The organism is Nonomuraea sp. ATR24 (genome assembly GCF_041950485.1).
GTDB lineage: Bacteria > Actinomycetota > Actinomycetes > Streptosporangiales > Streptosporangiaceae > Nonomuraea > Nonomuraea ceibae.
The window spans coordinates 173,028-193,654 of sequence record NZ_JBGNUU010000002.1 but is presented as its reverse complement, the minus strand read 5'-3'; the positions used below and the strand labels follow the sequence as shown (position 1 = coordinate 193,654).

Sequence of the window (20,627 nt, the reverse complement as noted above, 5' to 3'; positions counted from 1 at the left end):
AGTGGTGCGTGCGCGCACCGCTTGTCCCCCCGGGGCCCGCCGTGGCTTGGAGCTACTGGCGAGTAGGAGGCCGGGGGTGGACCACACCGCCCACGACGGCGATGACGCCGTCCACATGGCGCGCGCGATCGAGCTGGCCGCACTCGGGCACGGCCGCACCAGCCCCAACCCCGTGGTGGGATGCGTCGTGCTCGACGCCTCCGGCCGGGTGGCAGGCGAGGGGTCCCACCCGTACGCGGGCGGCCCGCACGCCGAGGTCGTGGCGCTGCGCGAGGCGGGCGAGCGGGCCCGCGGCGGCACCGCGTACGTGACGCTGGAACCCTGCGACCACACCGGCCGGACCGGGCCGTGCAGCCTGGCGCTGCTGGACGCCGGCCTGGCCCGCGTGGTCGTCGCCGTGCCCGACCCCACCCCGCGGGCGGCCGGCGGCGCCGACCGGCTGCGCGCCGCCGGGGTCGCCGTCGAGACCGGGCTCCTCGCCGCAGAGGCCGAACGGGTCAACGCCGAGTGGCTGACCTTCGCCAGGCTCGGCCGGCCGCACGTCACCTGGAAGTACGCCGCCACCCTCGACGGGCGCTCCGCCGCCGCCGACGGCACCAGCCAGTGGATCACCTCGCCCGAGGCGCGCGCCGACGTGCACCGGCTGCGCGCCCGCAGCGACGCGATCGTCGCGGGTGTCGGCACCGTGCTGGCCGACGACCCCCGCCTGACAGCCCGTCCCCCCGGCGACGGCTCGCCGGACCGGACCCCGCTGCGGGTCGTCGTCGACCCCTCCGGCCGCACCCCGCCCGGGGCGCGGGTGCTCGACGGCGAGGCGCCGACGCTCGTCGCCGTCGCCGAGGGCGTGACCACCCCGCGGGGCGCCGCCCTGCTGCCCCTGCCCCGCCACGGCGCCGGGCTGGACCTGGCGGCGCTGCTCAAGGAACTCGCCGCGCGCGACGTCGTCAGCGTGTTCCTGGAAGGCGGGCCCACCCTGGCGGGAGCGTTCCTCGCCCAGGGCCTCGTCGACCGCGTCGTGGCGTACGTGGCGCCGGCCCTCCTCGGAGCGGGGGCCGCGGCGCTGGGCGAGGCGGGGGTGGCCACGATCGCGCGGGCGCACCGCATGAGCTTCGAGGAGATTTCCCGCATCGGGCCGGACCTGAAGATCGTCGCCCGGCCGCAGCTCGCAGACAACAGCGCAGACAACAGCAGGGAGAAGTGATGTTCACCGGAATCATCGAGGAGAAGGGCGAGGTCGTCGCCCTGGAACGGGCCGGCGACGCCGCCAGGCTGACCGTGCGCGGCGCGCTCGTCACCTCCGACGCGCGCCACGGCGACTCCATCGCCGTCAACGGCGTCTGCCTGACGGTCGTCGACGTCAAGGACGACGTCTTCACCGTCGACGTGGTCAAGGAATCGCTCGACCGCAGCTCCCTCGGCGTCCTCACCGAGGGCTCGGCGGTCAACCTCGAACGCGCCGTCCGCGCCGACCAGCGGCTCGGCGGCCACATCGTGCAGGGCCACGTCGACGGCACCGCCGCGCTGCTGTCCAGGAGCCCCGGCGACAACTGGGACGACCTGCGCTTCTCGCTCCCCGAGCCGCTCAGCCGCTACGTGGCCGAGAAGGGCTCGATCGCCATCGACGGAATCAGCCTCACGGTCACGACTGTTGACGACGGAAGCTTCGGCGTGAGCCTCATCCCCGCCACGCTCCGGCTGACGACCATGGGCGAACGCCAGGTGGGCGACCTGGTGAACATCGAGGTCGACGTGATCGCTAAGTATGTGGAAAGGCTGGTGGTCAGGCAGTGAACTGGGCTGAAGCCGGATTCGAGGTGTTCGGCACACACGTGCTCTGGACGGACCTGGTCGGCAACGTCGCCGCGCTGTCCACCGTCCTGCTGGCGATGCGCAGATCCATGTGGACCTGGCCGGTGCAGTTCACCGGCTCGGTGCTGCTGCTCATCGCCTCGATCAACGCCGGGTTCGCCGGCAACGCGCTCAAGCAGGTGCTGTTCGGCGCGCTGGCGGTCTACGGCTGGTGGGCCTGGCGGCGCGGCACCGAGGGCGGCAAGCAGCTCGCCGTCCGCCCGGCCACCGCCCGCGAGCGCGGCACGCTGGCCGGCGTCATGCTCGCCGGCACCGTCGTCGTCGGGCTGCTGTTCTTCGTCACCGGGCTGTCGTGGGGCGCGGCCAAGCCGCTGCCCGAGGGCGCGTTCCTGGTCGCCGCCGACGCCTACATCTTCGTCGGCAGCGCCGTGGCCACCTGGGCGCAGGGCAGGGCGCTGGTCGACTTCTGGATCGTCTGGGTGGCCGTCGACCTCGTCGGCGTCCCGCTGGCCTTCAGCACCGGGCTGTACGTCACGGGCGCCGTCTACGGCGTGTTCTTCGTGCTGGTGATGATCGGTTTCGTCAAATGGTTGCGTGAATACCGGCTCGCGGCCGGTCCCGAACTGGCGGTGGCGTCATGAGCGAGATCAGGTTCGACCCGGTGGAGCGGGCCGTGGAGGACATCCGCGCCGGCAAGGCCGTCGTGGTCGTCGACGACGAGAACCGGGAGAACGAGGGCGACATCATCTTCGCCGCCTCCCGGGCGACCCCCGAGCTGCTGACCTTCACCATCCGTCACACCAGCGGCGTCATCTGCGTGCCGATGGAGGGCAAGGAGCTCGACCGGCTCGGCCTGCCCCTCATGGTGTTCCAGAACCGCGAACGGCTGCGGACCGCGTACACGATCAGCGTCGACGCCCGCGACGGCGTCACCACCGGCATCTCCGCCGCCGACCGCGCCCGCACCATCCGCACCCTGGCCGACTCCGCGACCGAGCCGAACGAGCTGGTCAGGCCCGGCCACATCTTCCCGCTGCGCTACCACGAGGGCGGCGTGCTGGCCCGGCGCGGCCACACCGAGGCGGCCGTCGACCTGGCCAGGCTCGCCGGGCTCAGCCCCGCCGGCGTGCTGGCCGAGGTCGTCAACGACGACGGCACCATGGCCAGGCTGCCCGAGCTGCGCGTCTTCGCCGACGAGCACGACCTGGCGCTCATCTCCATCGAGCAGCTCGTCGACCACCGCCGCCGCACCGAGAGCATGGTCACCCGGGTCGCCGAGACGAGCCTGCCCAACACGTACGGGCTGTGGAAGGCGTACGGCTACGCCAGCGCGCTCGACGGCGGCGAGCATGTCGCGCTCGTGCTCGGCGACCTCGGCGACGGCGAGAACGTGCTGGTGCGCGCCCACTCCGAATGCCTGACCGGCGACGTGTTCGGCTCGCTGCGCTGCGACTGCGGCGTGCAGCTCGGCAACGCCATGTCGGCCGTCGCCGAGGAGGGCGCCGGGGTGATCGTCTACCTGCGCGGCCACGAGGGGCGCGGCATCGGCCTGCTGGCCAAGCTCAAGGCCTACAGCCTCCAGGACGGCGGCGTCGACACCGTGGACGCCAACGTCGAGCTGGGGCTGCCGGTCGACGCGCGCGAGTTCTCCAACGCCGCCCAGATCCTCGCCGACCTCGGCGTGAAATCGGTGCGGCTGCTCACCAACAACCCGGCCAAGCTGCGCGGCATGGACGGCTACGGCATCAAGGTGCTGGGCCGCGAGCCGATGCCGGTGGCCATGAACCCCCACAACGAGCGCTACCTGACGGCCAAGCGCGACAGGCTCGGCCACGACATCTCGGAGGCGTCATGAGCGGCGATGGACGGCCGGCGGCAGGGGCCGCGCCCGACGCGGCGGGGCTGACCGTCGGCGTGGTGGCGGCGAGCTGGCACGCCAAGATCACCGACCAGCTCGTGGCCAGGGCGGTCCAGGCGTGCGACGACTCCGGCGCCACCGCCACCGTCGTGCGCGTGCCCGGCTCGCTGGAGATCCCCGTGGTCGCCCAGGCGCTGGCCCGCCGCTGCGACGCCGTCGTGGCGCTCGGCGCGGTCATCCGGGGCGAGACGGCCCACTTCGAGTACGTCTGCGACTCGGTCACGGCGGGGCTGACCCGGATCTCGCTCGACGAGCGGACCCCCGTCGGCAACGGCGTGCTCACCTGCGAGACGCTCGACCAGGCGCTGGACCGGTCCGGGCTGCCCGGCAGCAAGGAGGACAAGGGGTACGAGTCGGCGATCGCCGCGCTGGAGACCGCACTCCTCCTGAGGGACCTGCACTGACCTGAGGTAGGTTTCCCTCGTGTCTGAGCCCGTGCCGCCTCCGCCCCTGCCCGTCACCTGGCGTCCCCGCCGGGGCAGGATCGTCGCCTACGGATTCGCCACGCTCGTCGTGATCGGGGCGGTCGTCATGGCGATCCTCATCGCCGATCCGTTCAAGCTGCCCGACCGGATCGCGATCGTGCTGTTCGGGTGCGCGGTGGCGTTCGTCCTCCACCTGCTGGGCCGGGTGCGGGTGGAGGCCGACGACGAGGGCGTCACGCTGGTCAACGCGGTGCGCTCGCACCGCTACACCTGGCCCGAGGTGATCGACGTGACGCTGCTGCCCGGCGAGCCCTGGCCGAGGGTCGACTTCTCCGACGGGCGCACGATCGGCGCCATGGGCATCCAGGGCTCGGAGAAGGCGATGGCCCGCCGCGCCACCGCCGAGCTCGCCGCGCTCATCCACGAGCGCGGCGAGGCGCGCGAGGACTGATCGGCGTAGCCTGAAGGCGTGCTGCGCCGGACTATCAGGCCCCTGGACCTCACCTCGCCGGACGAGCTCGCCGCGCTGCTCGACCGGCACGACTACCTGGCCGACGACGGCCTGGCCACCGCCGCGTTCCTGGCGCTGCGGATGCGCCGGCCGCTGTTCCTGGAGGGCGAGGCCGGGGTCGGCAAGACCGAGCTGGCCAAGACCCTGGCCGCGCTGCTCGACGCGCCGCTGATCCGGCTGCAGTGCTACGAGGGGCTCGACGCCTCCCAGGCGCTCTACGACTGGGACTTCGCCCGCCAGCTCCTGCACCTCAAGACCGCCGAGGCGGCCGGCGTGGCCGACGCCGCCCGGCTCGAAGGGGAGATCTACGACCGGCGCTTCCTCATCGCCCGGCCGCTGCTGAAGGCGCTGGAGACGCAGCCGAGCGTGCTGCTGGTCGACGAGATCGACCGGGCCGACGACGAGTTCGAGGCGTTCCTGCTGGAGGTGCTGTCCGACTTCACCATCTCCATCCCCGAGCTGGGCACCGTCAGGGCCGCCAGCCCGCCCGTCGCCGTGGTCACCTCCAACCGCACCCGCGAGGTCCACGACGCGCTCAAGCGCCGCTGCCTCTACCACTGGCTGGAGCATCCCGGCTTCGACCGGGAGGTGGCGATCCTGCTGCGCCGGCTGCCCGGCTGCACCGAGACGCTGGCCGCCCAGGTGGCCCGCGCCGCCCGGCGGCTGCGCGAGGCCGGCCTGGTCAAGCCGCCCGGCGTGGCCGAGACGCTCGACTGGACCGAGGCGCTGCTCACGCTCGGCGCCCGCGAGCTCGACCCGGGCCGCGCCGCCGCCACGCTCGGCGCGGCGCTGAAATACCGCGAGGACGTCGAGCGCGTCCTGGGCGAGGGGCTGCTCGCCCATGAATGACCTGGCGGCCACCGTCACGGCCTTCGCCCGCACGCTGCGGGCCGCCGGCGTGGCCGCCGACCAGGAGCGGGCCCAGGCCATGCTGCGCGCCCTGGACCATCTCGACCTGACCTCGCCCGGCGACGTCTACTGGGCCGGGCGGCTGACGCTCTGCGCCGGACCCGACGACCTGCCCCGCTACGACCGGTGCTTCGCCGCGTTCTTCGGCGGCGTCCGGGCCGAGCCCGGCCGGGCCGCGACCACCTCCGTCACCCGCCACACCGCCGCCGAGGACGGCGGGCGCCGGGGCGAAGGGGAGGCCGCGCCCGCCACCGCCAGCCGGGCCGAGATCCTGCGCCACCGCGACGTGGCCCGCCTCACCGAGGCCGAGCGCGCCGAGGTGCACCGGCTGCTCGCCCTGCTCAGCGGCCGCCGCCCGGTCCGCCGCTCGCGCCGCCACGAGAGCGCCCGGCGCGGCGGCCTCGACCGGCGGCGCACCGTGCGCGAGGCGCTGAAGACGGGCGAGCCCGCCCGGCTGCTGCGGCGCAGGCACACCGTCAGGCAGCGCCGGGTGGTGCTGTTCGTGGACGTCAGCGGCTCCATGAGCCCCTACGCCGAGACGCTGCTGCGCTTCGCCCACGCCCTGGTCAGGACCGGGCCGCGGGCCACCGCCGTCTACTCCGTCGGCACCCGGCTCACCTGCGTCACCGCCGAGCTGCGCCACCGCGACCCCGGCACGGCGCTCGACGCGGTGTCGCGGGCCATCCCCGACTGGAGCGGCGGCACCCGGCTGGGGGAGGAGCTGCGCGAGTTCCTGACCCGGCGCAGCGCCCGCGGCGCGATCGTGGTCATCGCCTCCGACGGGTGGGAGCGCGGCGACCCGGCCCTGCTGGGCGCCCAGATGGCCCGGCTGTCCCGCCAGGCCCACCGGGTGATCTGGGTCAACCCGCACAAAGGGTACGAGGACTATCAGCCGCTGACCGGAGGCATGCGGGCCGCCCTGCCGTACCTGGACGACCTGGTGGCCGGGCACAGCCTGGCCGCCTACGAGGCACTCAGCGAAAGGCTCGCCCATGCGTGACGTGCTGCCGGAGATCATGCGCTGGTGGGAATCGGGGCTGCGGTTCGGGCTCGCGACGGTCGTGAGCACGTTCAGCAGCGCGCCCCGGCCGCCCGGGGCCGCCATGGCGGTGCGCGGCGACGAGGTGGTCGGCAGCGTCTCCGGCGGCTGCGTCGAGGGCGCGGTCTTCGAGCTCGCCGCCGAGATCGACACCCCCGTTCTGCAGAGGTACGGGGTCAGCGACGACGACGCGTTCGCCGTCGGGCTCACCTGCGGCGGCATCATCGACGTCCTCGTCGAGCCGATCTCCCTGGAGACCTTCCCCGAGCTGGGGGAGGTCGCCGCGTCCGTCGCCGCGCACGAGCCCGTGGCCGTCGCCACCGTCGTGGCGGGCCCCGGCCGCATCGGCGCCCGCCGCGTCGTCTGGCCGGACCGCTCGGCCGGCACGTTCGGGCCGCGCCGGCTCGACGAGGCCGTGGACGACGACGCCCGCGGCATGCTCGCCCAGGGCCTGACCGCCATCCGCCACTACGGCGGCGAGGGGGAGCGGCGGCTGGACGACCTGTCGGTGTTCGTGCACGCCTTCGCGCCGCCGCCGCGGATGCTGGTGTTCGGCGCGATCGACTTCGCCGCGGCCGTCGCCCGGGTCGGCAAGTTCCTCGGCTACCACGTCACCGTCTGTGACGCCCGGCCCGTCTTCGCCACCCCCAAGCGCTTCCCGGAGGCCGACGAGGTCGTGGTCAGGTGGCCGCACGACTACCTCGCCTCCGTCGCGGTGGACGAGCGCACGGTCGTCTGCGTGCTCACCCACGACCCCAAGTTCGACGTGCCGCTGCTGGAGGTGGCGCTGCGCACGGAGGCGGGCTACGTGGGCGCGATGGGCTCGCGCCGCACCCACGAGGACCGGCTGGCGCGGCTGCGCGAGGCCGGGCTGACCGAGGCCGAGCTGGCCCGGCTGCGTTCGCCCATCGGCCTCGACCTGGGCGCCCGCACCCCGGAAGAGACCGCCGTGTCGATCGCCGCCGAGCTCATCCAGCTCCGCTGGGGCGGCTCCGGCAGGCCGCTCACCCACACCGAGGGCCGCATCCACCACGAGACCACTCCCGGCGGGGCGTCATGACGTACACGAAGGTGGCCGGGCTGCTGCTCGCGGCCGGGCAGGGGGCGCGGCTGGGCCGACCCAAGGCGCTGCTGGAGCACGCCGGCGAGCGGCTGGTCGACCGGGGCGTCCGGCTGCTGGAGGAGGGCGGCTGCCACCCGGTCGTCGTCGTGCTCGGCGCCGCCACGGTGCAGGTGCGCCGGGCCGTCACCGTGCGCAACCCCGGCTGGGCGAGCGGCATGGGCTCCTCGCTGCGCACCGGCCTGGCCGCGCTGCCCGAGGAGGCGGAGGCGGTGGTGATCGCGCTGGTCGACCAGCCGTTCGTGCGGCCGGAGGCGGTGCGCGCGCTCATCGCCTCGGGCGCGCCCGTCGCGGTCGCCACCTACGACGGCCGCCGCCGCAACCCGGTGCTGATCGCCCGCCCGCACTTCGCCGGGGTGGCCGCGCTGGCCCGGGGCGACGTGGGCGCCAGGCCCTTCCTGAAGGCCCACCCCGAGCTCGTCGCCGAGGTGCCCTGCCCCGGCGACCCGGCCGACATCGACACGCCTGAGGACCTGCGGCTACTGCAGGCGGAGTGAGGCGATCGCGGCCCGGTGGTCGCTGCCCGTCGCCGGGGCCACGCCCGCCTTCGTCGCCGTCATGCCGCGGAACAGGATGTGGTCGGGCCTGGTGATGGGGAACTCGGCGGGCCAGGTGAAGCCGAACCCGTCGCCAGCCACCTCCTGCGCGTCGGTCAGCGGCGGCGTCAGGCCGCGCATGCCCCGGTCGGTGGTGGCCGTGTTGAGGTCGCCCAGCAGCAGGATCCGCTCGCTGCGGTCGGCGTCGATGAGCTTGCGCGCCTGGGCCAGCGAGGCGTCGCGCGAGGCCGTGTGGCCCGGCCTGGCCGAGGCCAGGTGCATCACGTAGACGGTGACCTTCCCCTTCGGCGTCGACACCACCGCACGCAGCGCGCGGGGCCAGCCCATGCCCACGTCCAGCGGGCGCTTCTCGGTGATCGGGTAGCGGCTCCACAGGCCGACCGTGCTGACCGGGTAGCGGTGCTTGAACATCTTGTTGAGCTGCTTGGCCGCCGGGCCTCCCGGCGTGAGCTCCTGGGCGGCCAGCAGGTCGAGGCCGTCGGCGACGGCCCGCACCGCCTCGCCCGAGGCGTCGTTGCGCACGCCCACGTTGACGGTGCCGACGGCCAGGTCGCTCGGCCCGCCCGGCGGCGTGCGCACCAGCGTCGAGCCGAACATCGCCGCCCACACCACGCCCGGCACCAGGGCCGCCGCCGTCGCCACCCCCGACCGGGCCACCAGGGCGGCCAGCAGCAGCACGGGCACGGCCAGCCCGATCCACGGCAGCACGCTCTCCATCACGGGGGTGAACCCGCCCAGCACGGGGATCAACCGGTGTCCTGCCAGAGCCGCGGCGACCACGACCGACACGACGACGACGCCGTTCCTCAACATTCTGACCAAGCTAGCGGCTCGCCGCTGCGATAGCCTTTCGCCATCGCAACGGAACATCATTCGGTAGGTGGGGAGTCGGGCATGCGCATCGGGATGGCACTGAACTACTCGGGCGGTTTCAAGGAGACGGTCGCCGAGCTGGCCGACTACGAGAAGGCCGGGCTCGACATCGTCTTCGTGGCCGAGGCCTACAGTTTCGACGCCGTCAGCCAGATGGGCTACATCGCGGCCAGGACCGAGCGGCTGGAGATCGCCTCCGGCATCCTGCCCATCTACTCGCGCACGCCCACGCTGCTGGCGATGACGGCCGCGGGCATGGACTACGTCTCCGACGGCCGCTTCACGCTCGGCCTGGGCGCCTCCGGCCCGCAGGTCATCGAGGGCTTCCACGGCGTCCCCTACACCGCGCCGCTGGGCCGTACCCGCGAGGTCATCGAGATCTGCCGCCAGGTGTGGCGGCGCGAGCGCGTCCAGTACGACGGCAAGCACTACACGCTGCCCCTGCCCGCCGACCGCGGCACCGGACTGGGCAAGCCGCTCAAGCTCATCAACCACCCGGTACGCCCCCGCATCCCGATCGTGGTCGCCGCCATCGGCCCCAAGAACGTCGAGCTGACCGCCGAGCTCGCCGAGGGCTGGGAGCCGATCTTCTACATGCCGGAGAAGGCCGCCGACGTGTGGGGCCCCTCGCTGGCCGCCGGGAAGGCCAGGCGCGACCCGGAGCTGGGCGAGCTGGACGTGATCGCGCAGGCGTCGCTGGCGATCGGCGACGACGTGGCCGGGCTGCTGGAGTTCGGCCGCCCGATGGCCGCCCTGTACATCGGCGGCATGGGCGCCAAGGGCAAGAACTTCTACAACGACCTGGCCCGGCGCTACGGCTACGAGAAGGAGGCCGAGCGGATCCAGGACCTCTACCTCGACGGCAAGAAGGACGAGGCGGCGGCGCTGGTGCCGCAGGAGCTGCTGGAGAAGATGTCGCTGATCGGCGACGAGGGCTTCGTGCGCGACCGGGTGGCCGCGATGAAGGAGTCGGGCGTGACGACGCTCAACGTCGCCCCGCTGGGCCGCACGCACGAGGACCGGGTGCGGCTGATCGAGACGATCAAGGAGATCGCCGGCTGAAAGTTTTTCCGACAAGGGGCTCGTTCTTGGAATAAAGGTGAACGAGCCCCTTGTTAGGGACGTCCGTGAGGTTTTCGGTCATCATCGTGCGGCTCGTGGAGCGGCTGCACATCGATCTGTGCCGCGTGCTGGGCTCGCTCTGTCGCTGATCGCGCATTCCCGCGCTCGATCGCCAGACACCCCTTCCCACCTCCGGAGTTCTGTTTTCCGTGAAGAGATTCAGCTTTTCCCTGCAGTTGCTGCTGGGCCTCGTGCTCGGCGTGGCCCTCGGGTTCGTCGCCAGGATTTGGGACGTCGCCTGGCTCGCCGAGACGCTGACCCAGGTCGGCGCGCTCTTCGTCCAGCTCCTCAAGCTCGCGGTGCCGCCGCTGGTGTTCACCGCCGTCCTCGTCAGCGTCGCCAACCTGCGTAACGTCAACGGCGCCGCCCGGCTGGCCTCCAAGACGCTGCTGTGGTTCCTCGTCACCGCCGCGGTCTCCGTGGCCTTCGCCATCGGCCTCGGCCTGCTCGTCAACCCCGGCCGCGGCGTCACCCTCGACACCGGCGCCGCCAAGGCCCCCGAGAACACCGGCTCCTGGCTCGACTTCGTCACCGGCATCGTGCCGACCAACGTCGTCACCGCCTTCACCGAGGTCAACGTCCTGCAGATCGTGTTCCTCGGCGTGGTGGTCGGCGCCGCCGCGCTGGCCGTCGGCGAGAAGGCCGAGCCCCTGCTCAACCTCGGCCGCTCGGTGCTGGAGCTGGTCCAGAAGGCCCTGTGGTGGGTCATCCGGCTCGCCCCCATCGGCACCGCCGGGCTCATCGGCAAGGCCGTCTCCACCTACGGCTGGGACCTGCTCGCCCCGCTCGCCAAGTTCAGCGCCGCCGTCTACATCGGCTGCTTCATCGTGCTGCTGGCCGTCTACCCGACGCTGCTCGCCGTCTGGGGCAAGGTCAGCCCGATCCGCTTCTTCCGCAACGCCTGGCCCGCCATCGAGCTGGCCTTCGTCTCCCGCTCCTCCGTCGGCACCCTGCCGCTGACCCAGCGCGTCACCGTCGAGCGCAACGGCGTCGACGCCGACTACGCCTCCTTCGCCGTGCCGTTCGGCGCGACCACCAAGATGGACGGCTGCGCCTCCGTCTACCCGGCGCTGGCCGCGATCTTCGTGGCCCAGGTGTTCGGCGTGCCGCTGGGGCTGGGGGAGTACCTGCTGATCGCGTTCGTCTCGGTCGTCGGCTCCGCCGCCACCGCCGGGCTCACGGGCGCCATCGTCATGCTCACGCTCACGCTCAGCACGCTGGGCCTGCCGCTGGAGGGCGTCGGGCTGCTGCTGGCCATCGACCCGATCCTGGACATGATCCGCACCGCCACCAACGTGACGGGGCAGATGGTCGTCCCGGTGCTGGTCGCGCGCTCGGAGGGCCGCCTGGACGAGGCCGTCTTCAACGCCCCGTCCCAGCCCCTCACCGGCGGCCCCGCCGCCACGCGCTCGCCGGAGCCGGTCCCGGCCTGACCTGACATCGACGCCCGAGGGCGGGGAGCCACCCGGCTCCCCGCCCTCTTGCTGTCTCCGGACGGCGGATCTTCCCGCGCGCACGGCCGGATGTGCGGCGGGCGGGGGCTGTGGGGCCTATGGTTGGTCCGAAACTGCAGTGGTGAGTTGTGAGTATTGGCGGAGATATGTCCGACGCGACGCCGTCCCTGGTCGCAGGCCGGTACCGGCTTGACGAGCTCATCGGCAGCGGGCCGATGGGAGAGCTGTGGCGCGGCTACGACACCCGCGCCGACTGGACCGTGGCGGTCAAGGTCCTGGGCGCCAGGGCCAAGGGCGCGGCCACCCGCCAGGTGCTGCGCGAGCACGCCCAGGCGGTCGCCCGGGTCATCCACCCGAACGTGGCCATGGTGCTCGACGTGGGCGACCACGAGGGGGCGCCGTTCCTGGTGATGGAGTTCCTCACCGGGCCCAGCCTGGACGAGGAGCTGGCCGCGCGCGGGCCGCTGAAGGTCGTGGAGGTGTGCGACCTGATCGGCCAGGCCGCCGCCGGGCTGGACGCCGCGCACCGGGCCGGCGTGGTGCACGGGCACGTCCGCCCGCACAGCTTCCGGCAGGCGGGCAGCGGGGTGCTGAAGGTCGTCGGGTTCGGCCTGGGCGAGCAGGCGCCCGGCGACGGCGACCCGCACTACCGGGCCCCCGAGGGGGAGGGCGGGCCGCCCGCGGACCTGTACGCGCTCGGCGTGGTCTGCTACGAGCTCCTCACCGGCCAGAAGCCCGCCGGGCAGCCGCCGGGCGCGCTGCGCCAGGGCGTGCCCGCGGAGCTCGACCGGCTGGTGATGTCCCTGCTGTCCGCCGACCCCGGCCGCCGTCCCGCCAGCGGCGAGTCACTGCGCCGGGCGCTGGCCGCCGTCGCCAGGCCGCGCGCCACCGTGCCGCCGCCCACGACCGAGGTGCACGCGCGGCCCCCGCTCCAGGCCCCCGCCCCGCGGGCCGGTGACACGGCCGTCTTCGACGCGGCCGAGCTCGCGCCCCCGCCACCGGGCGGCGGGGGCGGCGGGAACCGGCGGCTGTACGTCCAGTTCGGCGCCGCCCTGGCCGCGATCGTCGCCATCACCGTCGTGATGATCCTCTGGGGCGCCTCCGGGGACGAGCAGCCGGTCGCCGAGAACACCCCCGCCCCGTCGGTGGCCGTGACCAGCACGCCCGACACCACGCCCGAGCCCATGCCCACCGTCGAACCCCTCCCCACCACCACCCCCGAGCCCGCCCGCGAGCCCACCTCGCTGCGGGAGACCGACGGGGCGAACCCCAAGGGCACCGTCGGCGTCGGCGTGCCGCCGGGGGGCTGGGAGGGCTACCTCAGGCAGTTCGGCTCCGCGCTGACCGCCCAGATGCGGCTGAACGGCATCGACCCCCGCGTCGCCGGCAAGGCCCAGGACAAGCTCGCCAAGGCCGCCCGCAAGTTCGCCGAGGGGCACGAGGACTCCGGGCGCGACCACGTCCGCGGCGTCCTGCGCGACCTCCTGCGCGCCCAGGAGAAGGGCAAGATCGCCAAGGAGGGGCCGCTGCCGGAGTGGCTGAGCGAATGGCGTCTGGAGTAGGCGCCCCGAGGTGATGTTCGATACGCGTACATTGGCGAAATGACGGTCAATTATCAGGAGCGACGGGCCCGGCTCGCGGCGATGCTGCCCGCGCACGAGGTCGAGGCCATGCTGGTCACCTCGGCGGTCAACGTCCGCTACCTCACCGGGCTGGCCAGCTCCAACGCCGCCGTCCTGATCAGGGCGGACGGCTCGGCCCTGCTCGTCACCGACAACCGCTACATCGACAAGACCCGCGGCCTCGACGTCGAGGCCGTGGAGGCGTCCGACGTGGCGGGCGAGCTCGCCGCCCCCGGCGTCGGCATCGAGGCCGCCAGCATGAGCGTGGCGACCTACCACCGGCTCGGCGCCGGGCTCGTCCCGCTGGAGCCCCTGGTCGAACGGCTCAGGGCGGTCAAGGACGACGACGAGCTGGAGCTCCTGCGCACCGCCTGCGCCATCACCGACCAGGCGTTCGCCGACATCATCCGCACCATCGGGCCCGGCGTCACCGAACGCGACCTGGCCCGCCTCCTCGACGCCCGGATGATCGAGCTGGGCGCCGACAAGCCCGCCTTCGAGACCATCGTCGCCGCCGGCGAGAACGGCGCCGTCCCCCACCACGCCCCCACCGACAGGGAGCTGCGCTCCGGCGACCTCGTCACCATGGACTTCGGCGCCCTCTACCAGGGCTACCACGCCGACATGACCCGTACGGTCAGCCTCGGCGAGCCCGCCGCCTGGCAGCGGGAGATCTATGAGCTGGTGGCCCAGGCGCAGCGGGCCGGCAGCCTGGCGGTGCTCCCCGGGGCCGAGGCCAAGCAGGTGGACGCCGCCTCACGCGACATCATCAAGGCCGCCGGTCACGGCGACCACTTCCGTCACGGCCTCGGCCACGGCGTCGGCCTGGAGATCCACGAGGAGCCGTTCCTCGGCCCTTCGCGTACCGGTAGACTTGAGGACCGAGTTCCGATCACCGTCGAGCCGGGGGTCTATCTCCCGGGCCGGGGCGGCGTTCGCATCGAGGACACAGTCGTGACACGCGGGGGCGGCGCGGAACTTTTCACCAAGACGACCAAGGAGCTGCTCGTTCTGTAGAGCGGCCGCACGCGGGAGATGACGAGTGGCGACGACCAACGACCTCAAGAACGGCATGGTGCTGAAGCTCGACGGTGGTGAGCTGTGGGCCGTCGTGGAGTTCCAGCACGTCAAGCCGGGCAAGGGCGGCGCGTTCGTGCGCACCAAGCTCAAGAACGTGCTGTCCGGCAAGGTCGTCGACAAGACCTTCAACGCCGGCGTCAAGGTCGACGTGGCCAACGTCGACAAGCGCGAGATGCAGTATTCCTACCGTGACGGCGACGACTTCGTGTTCATGGACACCGAGACCTACGACATGGTCAACGTCTCCAGCCGCACCGTCGGTGACGCCGCCAACTACATGCTGGAGAACACGCTCGCCACGGTGGCCTTCAACGAGGGCTCCGCGCTCTACGTGGACCTGCCCGCCGCCGTCGAGCTGACCGTCGCCGAGACCGAGCCCGGCCTGCAGGGCGACCGCTCCACCGGCGGCACCAAGCCCGCCACCCTGGAGACCGGCGCCGAGATCAAGGTGCCGCTGTTCATCACCACCGGCGAGCGGGTCAAGGTCGACACCCGCAGCGGCGAGTACCTCGGCCGGGCCTGAGGTGTCGGCACGAGGCAAAGCACGCAGGCGCGCCCTCGACATCCTCTTCGAGGCCGAACTGCGCACGGAGGACCCGCTCAAGATCCTCGCCGAGCGGGTGGAGCGGGGCGACCCGCCGGTCAACGAATACACCTCGGCCATCGTCGAGGGCGTCGCCCGGCACCACGCCCGCATCGACGAGCTCATCACGACCTACTCCGAGGGCTGGACCCTCGAACGCATGCCCGCCGTCGACCGCAACCTGCTGCGCGGCGGCACGTACGAGCTGCTGTGGATGCCCGACGTCCCCGAGGGCGTCGTCATCAGCGAGTGGGTCCACCTGGCCGGTGAGCTTTCGACGGACGAGTCGCCGCAGTTCATCAACGGGCTGCTGGCCCGCTTCAAGCAGCTCAAGCCCAGCCTGACCCTCTAGCGCGGGGCCGCCCCGGGGCCGTGCGCCCCGGCGAAGACGGCGAAGGCCGCGTCCGGCCCGGAGGCCGGCCGCGGCCCGCGTGACCCGCTGCGCCGATCAGTGGCCGGGGGCCACGGCCCGCTCCTGGGCCAGGCGCTCCTCGCCCGACAGGTCGTTGAGCGGCTTCTCCTTCAGGAACAGCACCGCCACCAGGGCCAGCGCCGTCAGCGGCACCCCGATGAGAAACAGGTCGGCGGTGGCCGTCGCGTACACGTCCTGGATGATCGCCACCACCTGCGGCGGCAGCGTGGAGATGTCCGGGACCGCGCCCTCGCCCCCGCCGCCACCGGCGGCCAGCGGGCCGAGCCGCTCCTTCATCTGCGACGTCACCTGGCTGGCCAGCACCGCGCCCAGCGCGCTGACGCCGATCGTGCCGCCCATGCTGCGGAAGAACGACAGCGCCGAGGTGGTGACGCCCAGGTCGTGCGCGGGGACGTCGTTCTGCGCGGCCAGGACCAGGTTCTGCATGAGCATGCCGACGCCGATGCCGAGCACCGCCATGTAGATGCCGAGCAGCACCGTGCTGGTCTTGCCGTCGATGGTGCTGAGCAGGGCCATCCCGGCGAGCATCGTGACGCCGCCCGCCACCAGGAAGCCCTTCCAGCGGCCCCACTTGGTGATGAGCTGGCCCGCGACGGTCGAGGAGATCAGCAGGCCGAACACCATCGGCAGGCTCATCAGGCCCGCGACGGTCGGCGACTTGCCGAGCGCCACCTGGAAGTACTGCGACAGGAACACGGTGCCGCCGAACATCGCCACACCCACCAGCACGCTCGCCACGGTGGTGAGGGTGACGGTGCGGTTGCGGAACAGGTACAGCGGGATGATCGGCTCAGGCGCCCGCGACTCCACCCAGACGGCCAGCGCCAGGACGATCAGGCCGCCGCCCACGAGGCCCACGGTCCACCAGGAGCCCCAGGCGAACTGGTGGCCGGCCAGCGACGACCAGATGAGCAGCGTGGAGACGCCCACCGTGATGAGCAGCGCGCCCAGGTAGTCGACCTTCACGTCCTTGCGCACCACCGGCAGGTTCAGCGTGCGCTGCAGCAGGATGATGGCCACGATCGTGAACGGCACGCCGAACAGGAAGCACCAGCGCCAGCCGAGCCAGGAGGTGTCGACGAGCACGCCGCCGATCAGCGGCCCGGCGACCGTGCCGATGCCGAACACGGCGCCGAAGATGCCGGCGTAGCGGCCCAGCTCGCGCGGCGGGATCATGGCCGCCATCACGACCATCGACAGCGCCGTCATGCCGCCCGCGCCGACGCCCTGGACGACCCGGCTGACGATGAGGATCTCCACGTTCGGCGTCAGGCCCGCGATGAGCGAGCCGGCGACGAACAGTCCCAGGGAGAGCTGGATGAGCAGCTTCTTGCTGTAGAGGTCGGACATCTTCCCCCAGAGCGGCACCGTGGCCGTCATGGCCAGCAGCTCGGAGGTGACGATCCAGGTGTAGACGGTCTGGGAGCCGTTCAGGTCGGTGATGATGCGGGGCAGGGCGTTGGCCACGACGGTCGAGGCCAGGATGGACACGAACATGCCCACCATCAGCCCTGACAGAGCCTGCAGGACCTTGCGCCGGGATGTGCGCTCGGCGGGCGCGGCCTCGGGTCCGGGCTGCGCGCTGGTCGTTGTCATGTTTCCTCTCAGGCAGGGGCACGCGGCGCCCCGGTCGGGCGCCGCGCGGTCGGGCGATGGTTCAGGGAAGGTCTTGGGAGGGTCTTCGGGGCGGGTCAGGGCGTGGACAGGCCGCCGGCCAGCCGGGTGAACGCCTCGTCGAGCAGCACCGTCAGCGTGGGGACCCCGTCACCGGCGCTCCAGCGCATCATCACGGCCCGGAAGGCCGCCATGGAGACGGCCGTCACGAGGTGGGCGTAGCCCTCGTCGCCGGCCCGCTCGGCGAGCAGGCCCGTCAGCACCAGCTCGGTCTCGACGCCGCCGGAGACGAGGTGCGGCAGGAGCGACGGGTTCTGCTCCAGCACCCTCAGCCGGAGCAGCCACCACTCGCGCTGGTCCTGCACCTGCTCGGCCTGCTCGCGCAGCACCAGGTGCAGCGCGTCGAGGGCGGGCACGTCGCCGGGGACGCCGGCCAGCCGTTCCTTGAGCTCGGCGCCGACCATCCGGTTGCGGCCGATGAGGGCGTCTTCCTTGGACGGGAAGTAGTTGAAGAACGTGCGCGAGGAGACGTCCACGGCCTCCGCTATGTCCTCCACCGTGACCCCCGCGAGGCCGCGCTCGGCGACCAGCGTCAGGGCGGCGCGCTCCAGCGCCGCGCGGGTCTCGAGCTTCTTGCGGTCCCTCCGGCTGAGCTCGTCGTTGCTGTCCACGGTGGTCACAACGAACAGGGTAGGGAAGAAATTTCAGGATCTGCAATCTTTCATGATGCGAAGTACGGCAGATCACACAAGGTACGCATCCCGGACGGAGGCCCGGTTGGCGCATCCGAGGGAAAGCGCCTGCCGTCCGGGGGCGCGGAGGGCGGCGCGCACGGCGTAGGCTGGGCTGGTCGGTGGAAAGAGGGAGGCTCGACGTTGCGTGCTGAAGGCGTCACGAGGACCCCGGCGGTGCGGACCGCCGTCGTCTGGGACGCGCTACGGGCGGTGCTGGCCGAGCTGGCCGCCGCCACCGGGCGCGAGGCCCTCGACATCGTCGACGCCGGGGGCGGCACCGGCGGGTTCGCCGTGCCGCTGGCCGCGCTGGGCCACACCGTGACCGTCGTCGACCCGAGCCCCGACTCGCTGGCCGCGCTGGAGCGCCGGGCCAAGGAGCGTGACGTGGAGGTGCGCGGTCTGCAGGGCGACGCCGCCGACCTGGGCGACCTGCTCAGCCGCGACAGCGCCGACCTGGTGCTGTCGCACAGCGTGCTCGAGTACGTGGACGACCCGGTCGGCGCGCTGTCGGCGATGGCCGGGCTGCTGCGCGAGGGCGGCGCGGTGAGCGTGCTGGCCGCCAACCCCGTCGCCAGCGCCATCCACCGGGCGCTGGCCGGGCAGTTCGACGAGGCCAGGGCCGTGCTGGCCGACCCGATGGGCAGCTGGGGCGACCGCGACCCCACGCCGCGCCGCTTCACCGGCGAGACCCTGACCGGGCTGCTGACCTCGGCCGGGTTCCGGCCGGGCGTGGTGCACGGGGTGCGTGTCTTCGCCGACCTGGTGCCCAGCCGGCTGGTCGACGGCGAGGCGGGCGCCGCCGAGGCGCTGGCGGCGCTGGAGCAGGCCGCCTCCGCCCATCCGGTGCTGCGCGACATCGCGACCCAGCTGCACGTGCTGGGCCACAAGGCCTCGGCGTAGAACGCCTGTTCGGATAGACTCGGCGGCGTGTCTCGCAAGCAGATCACCGGCATCGGCCCCGCTCCGCGGACCGGGGGCGACGACAGCGGCTGCCCGATCCTGCATGTCGACATGGACGCCTTCTTCGCCAGCGTCGAGCTGCTGGAGCGGCCCGAGCTGCGCGGCCTGCCGGTGATCGTGGGCTCGCCCGCGGGCCGGGGCGTGGTGCTCAGCGCCACCTACGAGGCCAGGGCGCGGGGCGTGCACTCGGCGATGCCGATGAGCCGGGCGCGCCGGCTGTGCCCGCAGGCCACGATCATCCCGCCCAGCCACGGCAAGTACGCCGAGGTCTCCAGGGGCGTGATGGAGATCTTCCACGCGATCACGCCGCTCGTCGAGCCGATCGCCTCCGACGAGGCGTTCCTCGACGTGGCGGGGGCGCGGCGCCGGCTGGGCTCGCCCGCGGAGATCGCGGCCGGGATCAGGGCCGAGGTGCTGGAGCGCTACGGCATCACCTGCTCAGTGGGCGTCGCGGGCAGCAAATTCATCGCCAAACTCGCCTCAAAGCAGTGCAAGCCCGACGGCATGCTCGTGGTGTCGCCCGATGACGTCGTGGCCTTCCTGCACCCGTTGCCGGTCTCGGCGCTGTGGGGCGTGGGCGAGCGCACCGAGCAGTCGCTCGTCCGCCTCGGCATCCGCACCGTCGGCGACCTGGCCAGAGTGCCGGTGTCCACGCTGCAGCGCGAGCTCGGCCAGGCGGTCGGCGGCCACCTGGCGGCGCTGGCGTGGGGGCGCGACGAGCGGCCGGTGACCGCGCACGTCCCCGACAAGAGCATCGGCAACGAGGAGACCTTCGCCGCGGACGTCGACGACCCCGACGTGATCAGGCGTGAGCTGCTGAGACTGTCCGAACGGGTCGCGGCCAGGATGCGTAAGGCCGGACACGTGGGCAGGACTGTAAGTGTGAAGCTGCGCCGAGCCGACTTCTCCACGATCAGCCGGTCCCGGACTCTCAAGGAGCCGACCGACGTCGCCCAGGAGATTTACGCCACAGCGTGCGAGCTGTTCCAGGCGGCAGGTCTGGAACGGGTGCGGCTGCGCCTCGTGGGGGTCCGGATGGAGGGCCTGCGCCCGGCCGATTCGGCCTCACGCCAGCTCAGCCTGGGTGAGCGGGAGACCGGCTGGCGCGAGGCCGAGCAGGCCATGGACCGGGCCGTACGCAGATTCGGCCCCGATGCGGTGCTCCCGGCTTCGCTTGTCCGGGGCAGACTTGATGAAATGGAGGCGTGAGGAGATGTCACGACTTCCGGGGAGGAGGGCGATATGGCGCAGAATGAAGCCATGACGTCACCTCCGGTTTGGTCTGCGTTGGACGTTTGCTTTCGCCTACGTCTACAGCCTCGTATTCTGGGGATAACCGACCGCGAGGTTCGGACACCCCGTGTCGTCCGTTGCCGTCTTCCCCGTCCAGGGGCCGTCCTTGGGAGGCGCCGTGCCGCTCTCTGAGCACGAGCAGCGCTTGCTCGACCAGATCGAGCAGGCCCTCTACGCCGAGGACCCGAAGTGGGCCAACACCGTAAGGATCAGTGACCCGCGCAGCCATTACAAGCGTCGCCTGATCAAAGCCTCCGTCGGCTTTGCTCTCGGCGTCGTCCTGCTGATGGTCGGCGTTGTGATCAACCTGATCCCGCTCGGCGTCGGCGGTTTCGTGGTCATGCTCGCCGCGTGTCTGTGGGGTCTGTCCAGTTGGAAACGCATGAACGGGTTCGGCGGCGACTCCGCCCCGGCGCCCGGCGCCCCCGCTCCGGGCAAACAGGCCCGCCGGGGAAACCGGGGGACCTTCATGGAACGCATGGAGGAGCGCTGGCGCCGTCGACACGACGAGCGCTGAGCCTCAACAGCCCGTGAAACGGTCGTGGGGGGGGGGGGGGGGGGGGGGGGGGGG

The 20,627-nt window shown here is 72.6% G+C and carries 23 protein-coding genes; 20 read left to right on the top strand and 3 right to left on the bottom strand.

Going from position 1 to position 20,627, the window contains the following annotated elements; all coding sequences use genetic code 11:
• Window positions 1-76 precede the first annotated feature (76 nt).
• From ribD to ACBI99_RS04715, 10 genes are read left to right on the top strand one after another with little or no spacing between them, the layout of a single operon-like run.
• The gene (ribD, locus tag ACBI99_RS04760) at window positions 77-1,201 is read left to right on the top strand and encodes a bifunctional diaminohydroxyphosphoribosylaminopyrimidine deaminase/5-amino-6-(5-phosphoribosylamino)uracil reductase RibD (RefSeq protein ID WP_375071740.1); all 1,125 of its coding nucleotides are present in this window, start codon (window positions 77-79) and stop codon (window positions 1,199-1,201) included.
• Entirely contained in the window at window positions 1,201-1,791 is a 591-nt protein-coding gene (locus tag ACBI99_RS04755) for a riboflavin synthase (protein WP_357586583.1), read from the top strand. The genes ribD and ACBI99_RS04755 overlap by 1 nt, the downstream gene beginning before the upstream one ends.
• The gene (locus ACBI99_RS04750; protein WP_375071739.1) at window positions 1,788-2,450 is read left to right on the top strand and encodes a nicotinamide riboside transporter PnuC; all 663 of its coding nucleotides are present in this window, start codon (window positions 1,788-1,790) and stop codon (window positions 2,448-2,450) included. Before ACBI99_RS04755 ends, ACBI99_RS04750 begins: the two co-directional genes overlap by 4 nt.
• Window positions 2,447-3,664 carry a bifunctional 3,4-dihydroxy-2-butanone-4-phosphate synthase/GTP cyclohydrolase II gene (locus ACBI99_RS04745; protein WP_219507258.1) on the top strand — a complete coding sequence of 406 codons (1,218 nt, stop codon included), beginning with the start codon at window positions 2,447-2,449 and terminating at the stop codon, window positions 3,662-3,664. The genes ACBI99_RS04750 and ACBI99_RS04745 overlap by 4 nt, the downstream gene beginning before the upstream one ends.
• Window positions 3,661-4,131 (top strand): 6,7-dimethyl-8-ribityllumazine synthase, encoded by a 471-nt coding sequence (gene ribH / locus ACBI99_RS04740; protein ID WP_219507259.1) that lies wholly within the window; start codon window positions 3,661-3,663, stop codon window positions 4,129-4,131. The genes ACBI99_RS04745 and ribH overlap by 4 nt, the downstream gene beginning before the upstream one ends.
• A 19-nt stretch (window positions 4,132-4,150) precedes the next feature.
• A complete protein-coding gene (locus ACBI99_RS04735; protein ID WP_219507260.1) occupies window positions 4,151-4,603 on the top strand; it encodes a PH domain-containing protein in 453 nt (150 codons plus the stop codon).
• An 18-nt stretch (window positions 4,604-4,621) separates the two neighbouring features.
• Window positions 4,622-5,512, top strand: coding sequence for an AAA family ATPase (locus ACBI99_RS04730; protein WP_375071738.1), 891 nt, complete (start codon window positions 4,622-4,624; stop codon window positions 5,510-5,512).
• The gene (locus ACBI99_RS04725; RefSeq protein WP_375071737.1) at window positions 5,505-6,572 is read left to right on the top strand and encodes a VWA domain-containing protein; all 1,068 of its coding nucleotides are present in this window, start codon (window positions 5,505-5,507) and stop codon (window positions 6,570-6,572) included. Before ACBI99_RS04730 ends, ACBI99_RS04725 begins: the two co-directional genes overlap by 8 nt.
• Entirely contained in the window at window positions 6,565-7,671 is a 1,107-nt protein-coding gene (locus ACBI99_RS04720; protein ID WP_375071736.1) for an XdhC family protein, read from the top strand. Before ACBI99_RS04725 ends, ACBI99_RS04720 begins: the two co-directional genes overlap by 8 nt.
• Entirely contained in the window at window positions 7,668-8,228 is a 561-nt protein-coding gene (locus ACBI99_RS04715) for an NTP transferase domain-containing protein (RefSeq protein WP_375071735.1), read from the top strand. Before ACBI99_RS04720 ends, ACBI99_RS04715 begins: the two co-directional genes overlap by 4 nt.
• On the opposite strand, the gene ACBI99_RS04710 is transcribed toward ACBI99_RS04715, so the two are convergent.
• Window positions 8,211-9,101 (bottom strand): endonuclease/exonuclease/phosphatase family protein, encoded by an 891-nt coding sequence (locus ACBI99_RS04710; RefSeq protein ID WP_219507265.1) that lies wholly within the window; start codon window positions 9,099-9,101, stop codon window positions 8,211-8,213. The two genes, ACBI99_RS04715 and ACBI99_RS04710, sit on opposite strands and share 18 nt — an antisense overlap.
• A gap of 81 nt (window positions 9,102-9,182) precedes the next feature.
• Between ACBI99_RS04710 and ACBI99_RS04705 the strand changes: the two genes are divergently transcribed.
• The 7 genes from ACBI99_RS04705 (at window position 9,183) to nusB (ending at window position 15,374) form a co-directional block, all read left to right on the top strand.
• The gene (locus ACBI99_RS04705; protein WP_219507266.1) at window positions 9,183-10,223 is read left to right on the top strand and encodes an LLM class F420-dependent oxidoreductase; all 1,041 of its coding nucleotides are present in this window, start codon (window positions 9,183-9,185) and stop codon (window positions 10,221-10,223) included.
• A 65-nt stretch (window positions 10,224-10,288) separates the two neighbouring features.
• On the top strand, window positions 10,289-10,372 hold the full coding sequence (locus ACBI99_RS04700) for a putative leader peptide (protein ID WP_375071964.1): 84 nt from the start codon (window positions 10,289-10,291) through the stop codon (window positions 10,370-10,372).
• Window positions 10,373-10,432: 60 nt separating this feature from the next.
• Complete coding sequence (locus ACBI99_RS04695; RefSeq protein ID WP_308125840.1) at window positions 10,433-11,716, top strand: dicarboxylate/amino acid:cation symporter; 1,284 nt, start codon at window positions 10,433-10,435, stop codon at window positions 11,714-11,716.
• A gap of 167 nt (window positions 11,717-11,883) precedes the next feature.
• Window positions 11,884-13,299: a protein kinase gene (locus ACBI99_RS04690; RefSeq protein ID WP_375071734.1), complete on the top strand. Its 1,416-nt coding sequence runs from the start codon at window positions 11,884-11,886 to the stop codon at window positions 13,297-13,299.
• A 39-nt stretch (window positions 13,300-13,338) separates the two neighbouring features.
• Window positions 13,339-14,376: a Xaa-Pro peptidase family protein gene (locus ACBI99_RS04685; RefSeq protein ID WP_357586598.1), complete on the top strand. Its 1,038-nt coding sequence runs from the start codon at window positions 13,339-13,341 to the stop codon at window positions 14,374-14,376.
• A 25-nt stretch (window positions 14,377-14,401) separates the two neighbouring features.
• Window positions 14,402-14,962 carry an elongation factor P gene (gene efp / locus ACBI99_RS04680; protein WP_219507269.1) on the top strand — a complete coding sequence of 187 codons (561 nt, stop codon included), beginning with the start codon at window positions 14,402-14,404 and terminating at the stop codon, window positions 14,960-14,962.
• 1 nt (window position 14,963) lies between these two features.
• Window positions 14,964-15,374, top strand: coding sequence for a transcription antitermination factor NusB (gene nusB / locus ACBI99_RS04675; RefSeq protein ID WP_219507271.1), 411 nt, complete (start codon window positions 14,964-14,966; stop codon window positions 15,372-15,374).
• 96 nt (window positions 15,375-15,470) lie between these two features.
• On the opposite strand, the gene ACBI99_RS04670 is transcribed toward nusB, so the two are convergent.
• The gene (locus ACBI99_RS04670; RefSeq protein WP_375071733.1) at window positions 15,471-17,051 is read right to left on the bottom strand and encodes an MDR family MFS transporter; all 1,581 of its coding nucleotides are present in this window, start codon (window positions 17,049-17,051) and stop codon (window positions 15,471-15,473) included.
• A gap of 95 nt (window positions 17,052-17,146) precedes the next feature.
• The gene (locus ACBI99_RS04665) at window positions 17,147-17,749 is read right to left on the bottom strand and encodes a TetR family transcriptional regulator (protein ID WP_375071732.1); all 603 of its coding nucleotides are present in this window, start codon (window positions 17,747-17,749) and stop codon (window positions 17,147-17,149) included.
• Window positions 17,750-17,944: 195 nt separating this feature from the next.
• Between ACBI99_RS04665 and ACBI99_RS04660 the strand changes: the two genes are divergently transcribed.
• From ACBI99_RS04660 to ACBI99_RS04650, 3 genes are all read left to right on the top strand, one after another.
• Window positions 17,945-18,703 carry a methyltransferase domain-containing protein gene (locus ACBI99_RS04660; protein ID WP_375071731.1) on the top strand — a complete coding sequence of 253 codons (759 nt, stop codon included), beginning with the start codon at window positions 17,945-17,947 and terminating at the stop codon, window positions 18,701-18,703.
• A 27-nt stretch (window positions 18,704-18,730) separates the two neighbouring features.
• Entirely contained in the window at window positions 18,731-19,972 is a 1,242-nt protein-coding gene (gene dinB, locus ACBI99_RS04655; RefSeq protein WP_375071730.1) for a DNA polymerase IV, read from the top strand.
• A 202-nt stretch (window positions 19,973-20,174) separates the two neighbouring features.
• Complete coding sequence (locus tag ACBI99_RS04650; RefSeq protein ID WP_219507278.1) at window positions 20,175-20,573, top strand: DUF3040 domain-containing protein; 399 nt, start codon at window positions 20,175-20,177, stop codon at window positions 20,571-20,573.
• Window positions 20,574-20,627 lie beyond the last annotated feature (54 nt).

Bases quoted from the DNA above. Each gene is read 5' to 3' on its own strand.
- ACBI99_RS04755 (WP_357586583.1), top strand. From the start codon at position 1,201: ATGTTCACCGGAATCATCGAGGAGAAGGGCGAGGTCGTCGCCCTGGAA.
- ACBI99_RS04745 (WP_219507258.1), top strand. From the start codon at position 2,447: ATGAGCGAGATCAGGTTCGACCCGGTGGAGCGGGCCGTGGAGGACATC.
- ribH (WP_219507259.1), top strand. From the start codon at position 3,661: ATGAGCGGCGATGGACGGCCGGCGGCAGGGGCCGCGCCCGACGCGGCG.
- ACBI99_RS04725 (WP_375071737.1), top strand. From the start codon at position 5,505: ATGAATGACCTGGCGGCCACCGTCACGGCCTTCGCCCGCACGCTGCGG.
- ACBI99_RS04720 (WP_375071736.1), top strand. From the start codon at position 6,565: ATGCGTGACGTGCTGCCGGAGATCATGCGCTGGTGGGAATCGGGGCTG.
- ACBI99_RS04715 (WP_375071735.1), top strand. From the start codon at position 7,668: ATGACGTACACGAAGGTGGCCGGGCTGCTGCTCGCGGCCGGGCAGGGG.
- ACBI99_RS04710 (WP_219507265.1), bottom strand. From the start codon at position 9,101: ATGTTGAGGAACGGCGTCGTCGTCGTGTCGGTCGTGGTCGCCGCGGCT.
- ACBI99_RS04705 (WP_219507266.1), top strand. From the start codon at position 9,183: ATGCGCATCGGGATGGCACTGAACTACTCGGGCGGTTTCAAGGAGACG.
- ACBI99_RS04690 (WP_375071734.1), top strand. From the start codon at position 11,884: ATGTCCGACGCGACGCCGTCCCTGGTCGCAGGCCGGTACCGGCTTGAC.
- ACBI99_RS04685 (WP_357586598.1), top strand. From the start codon at position 13,339: ATGACGGTCAATTATCAGGAGCGACGGGCCCGGCTCGCGGCGATGCTG.
- ACBI99_RS04670 (WP_375071733.1), bottom strand. From the start codon at position 17,051: ATGACAACGACCAGCGCGCAGCCCGGACCCGAGGCCGCGCCCGCCGAG.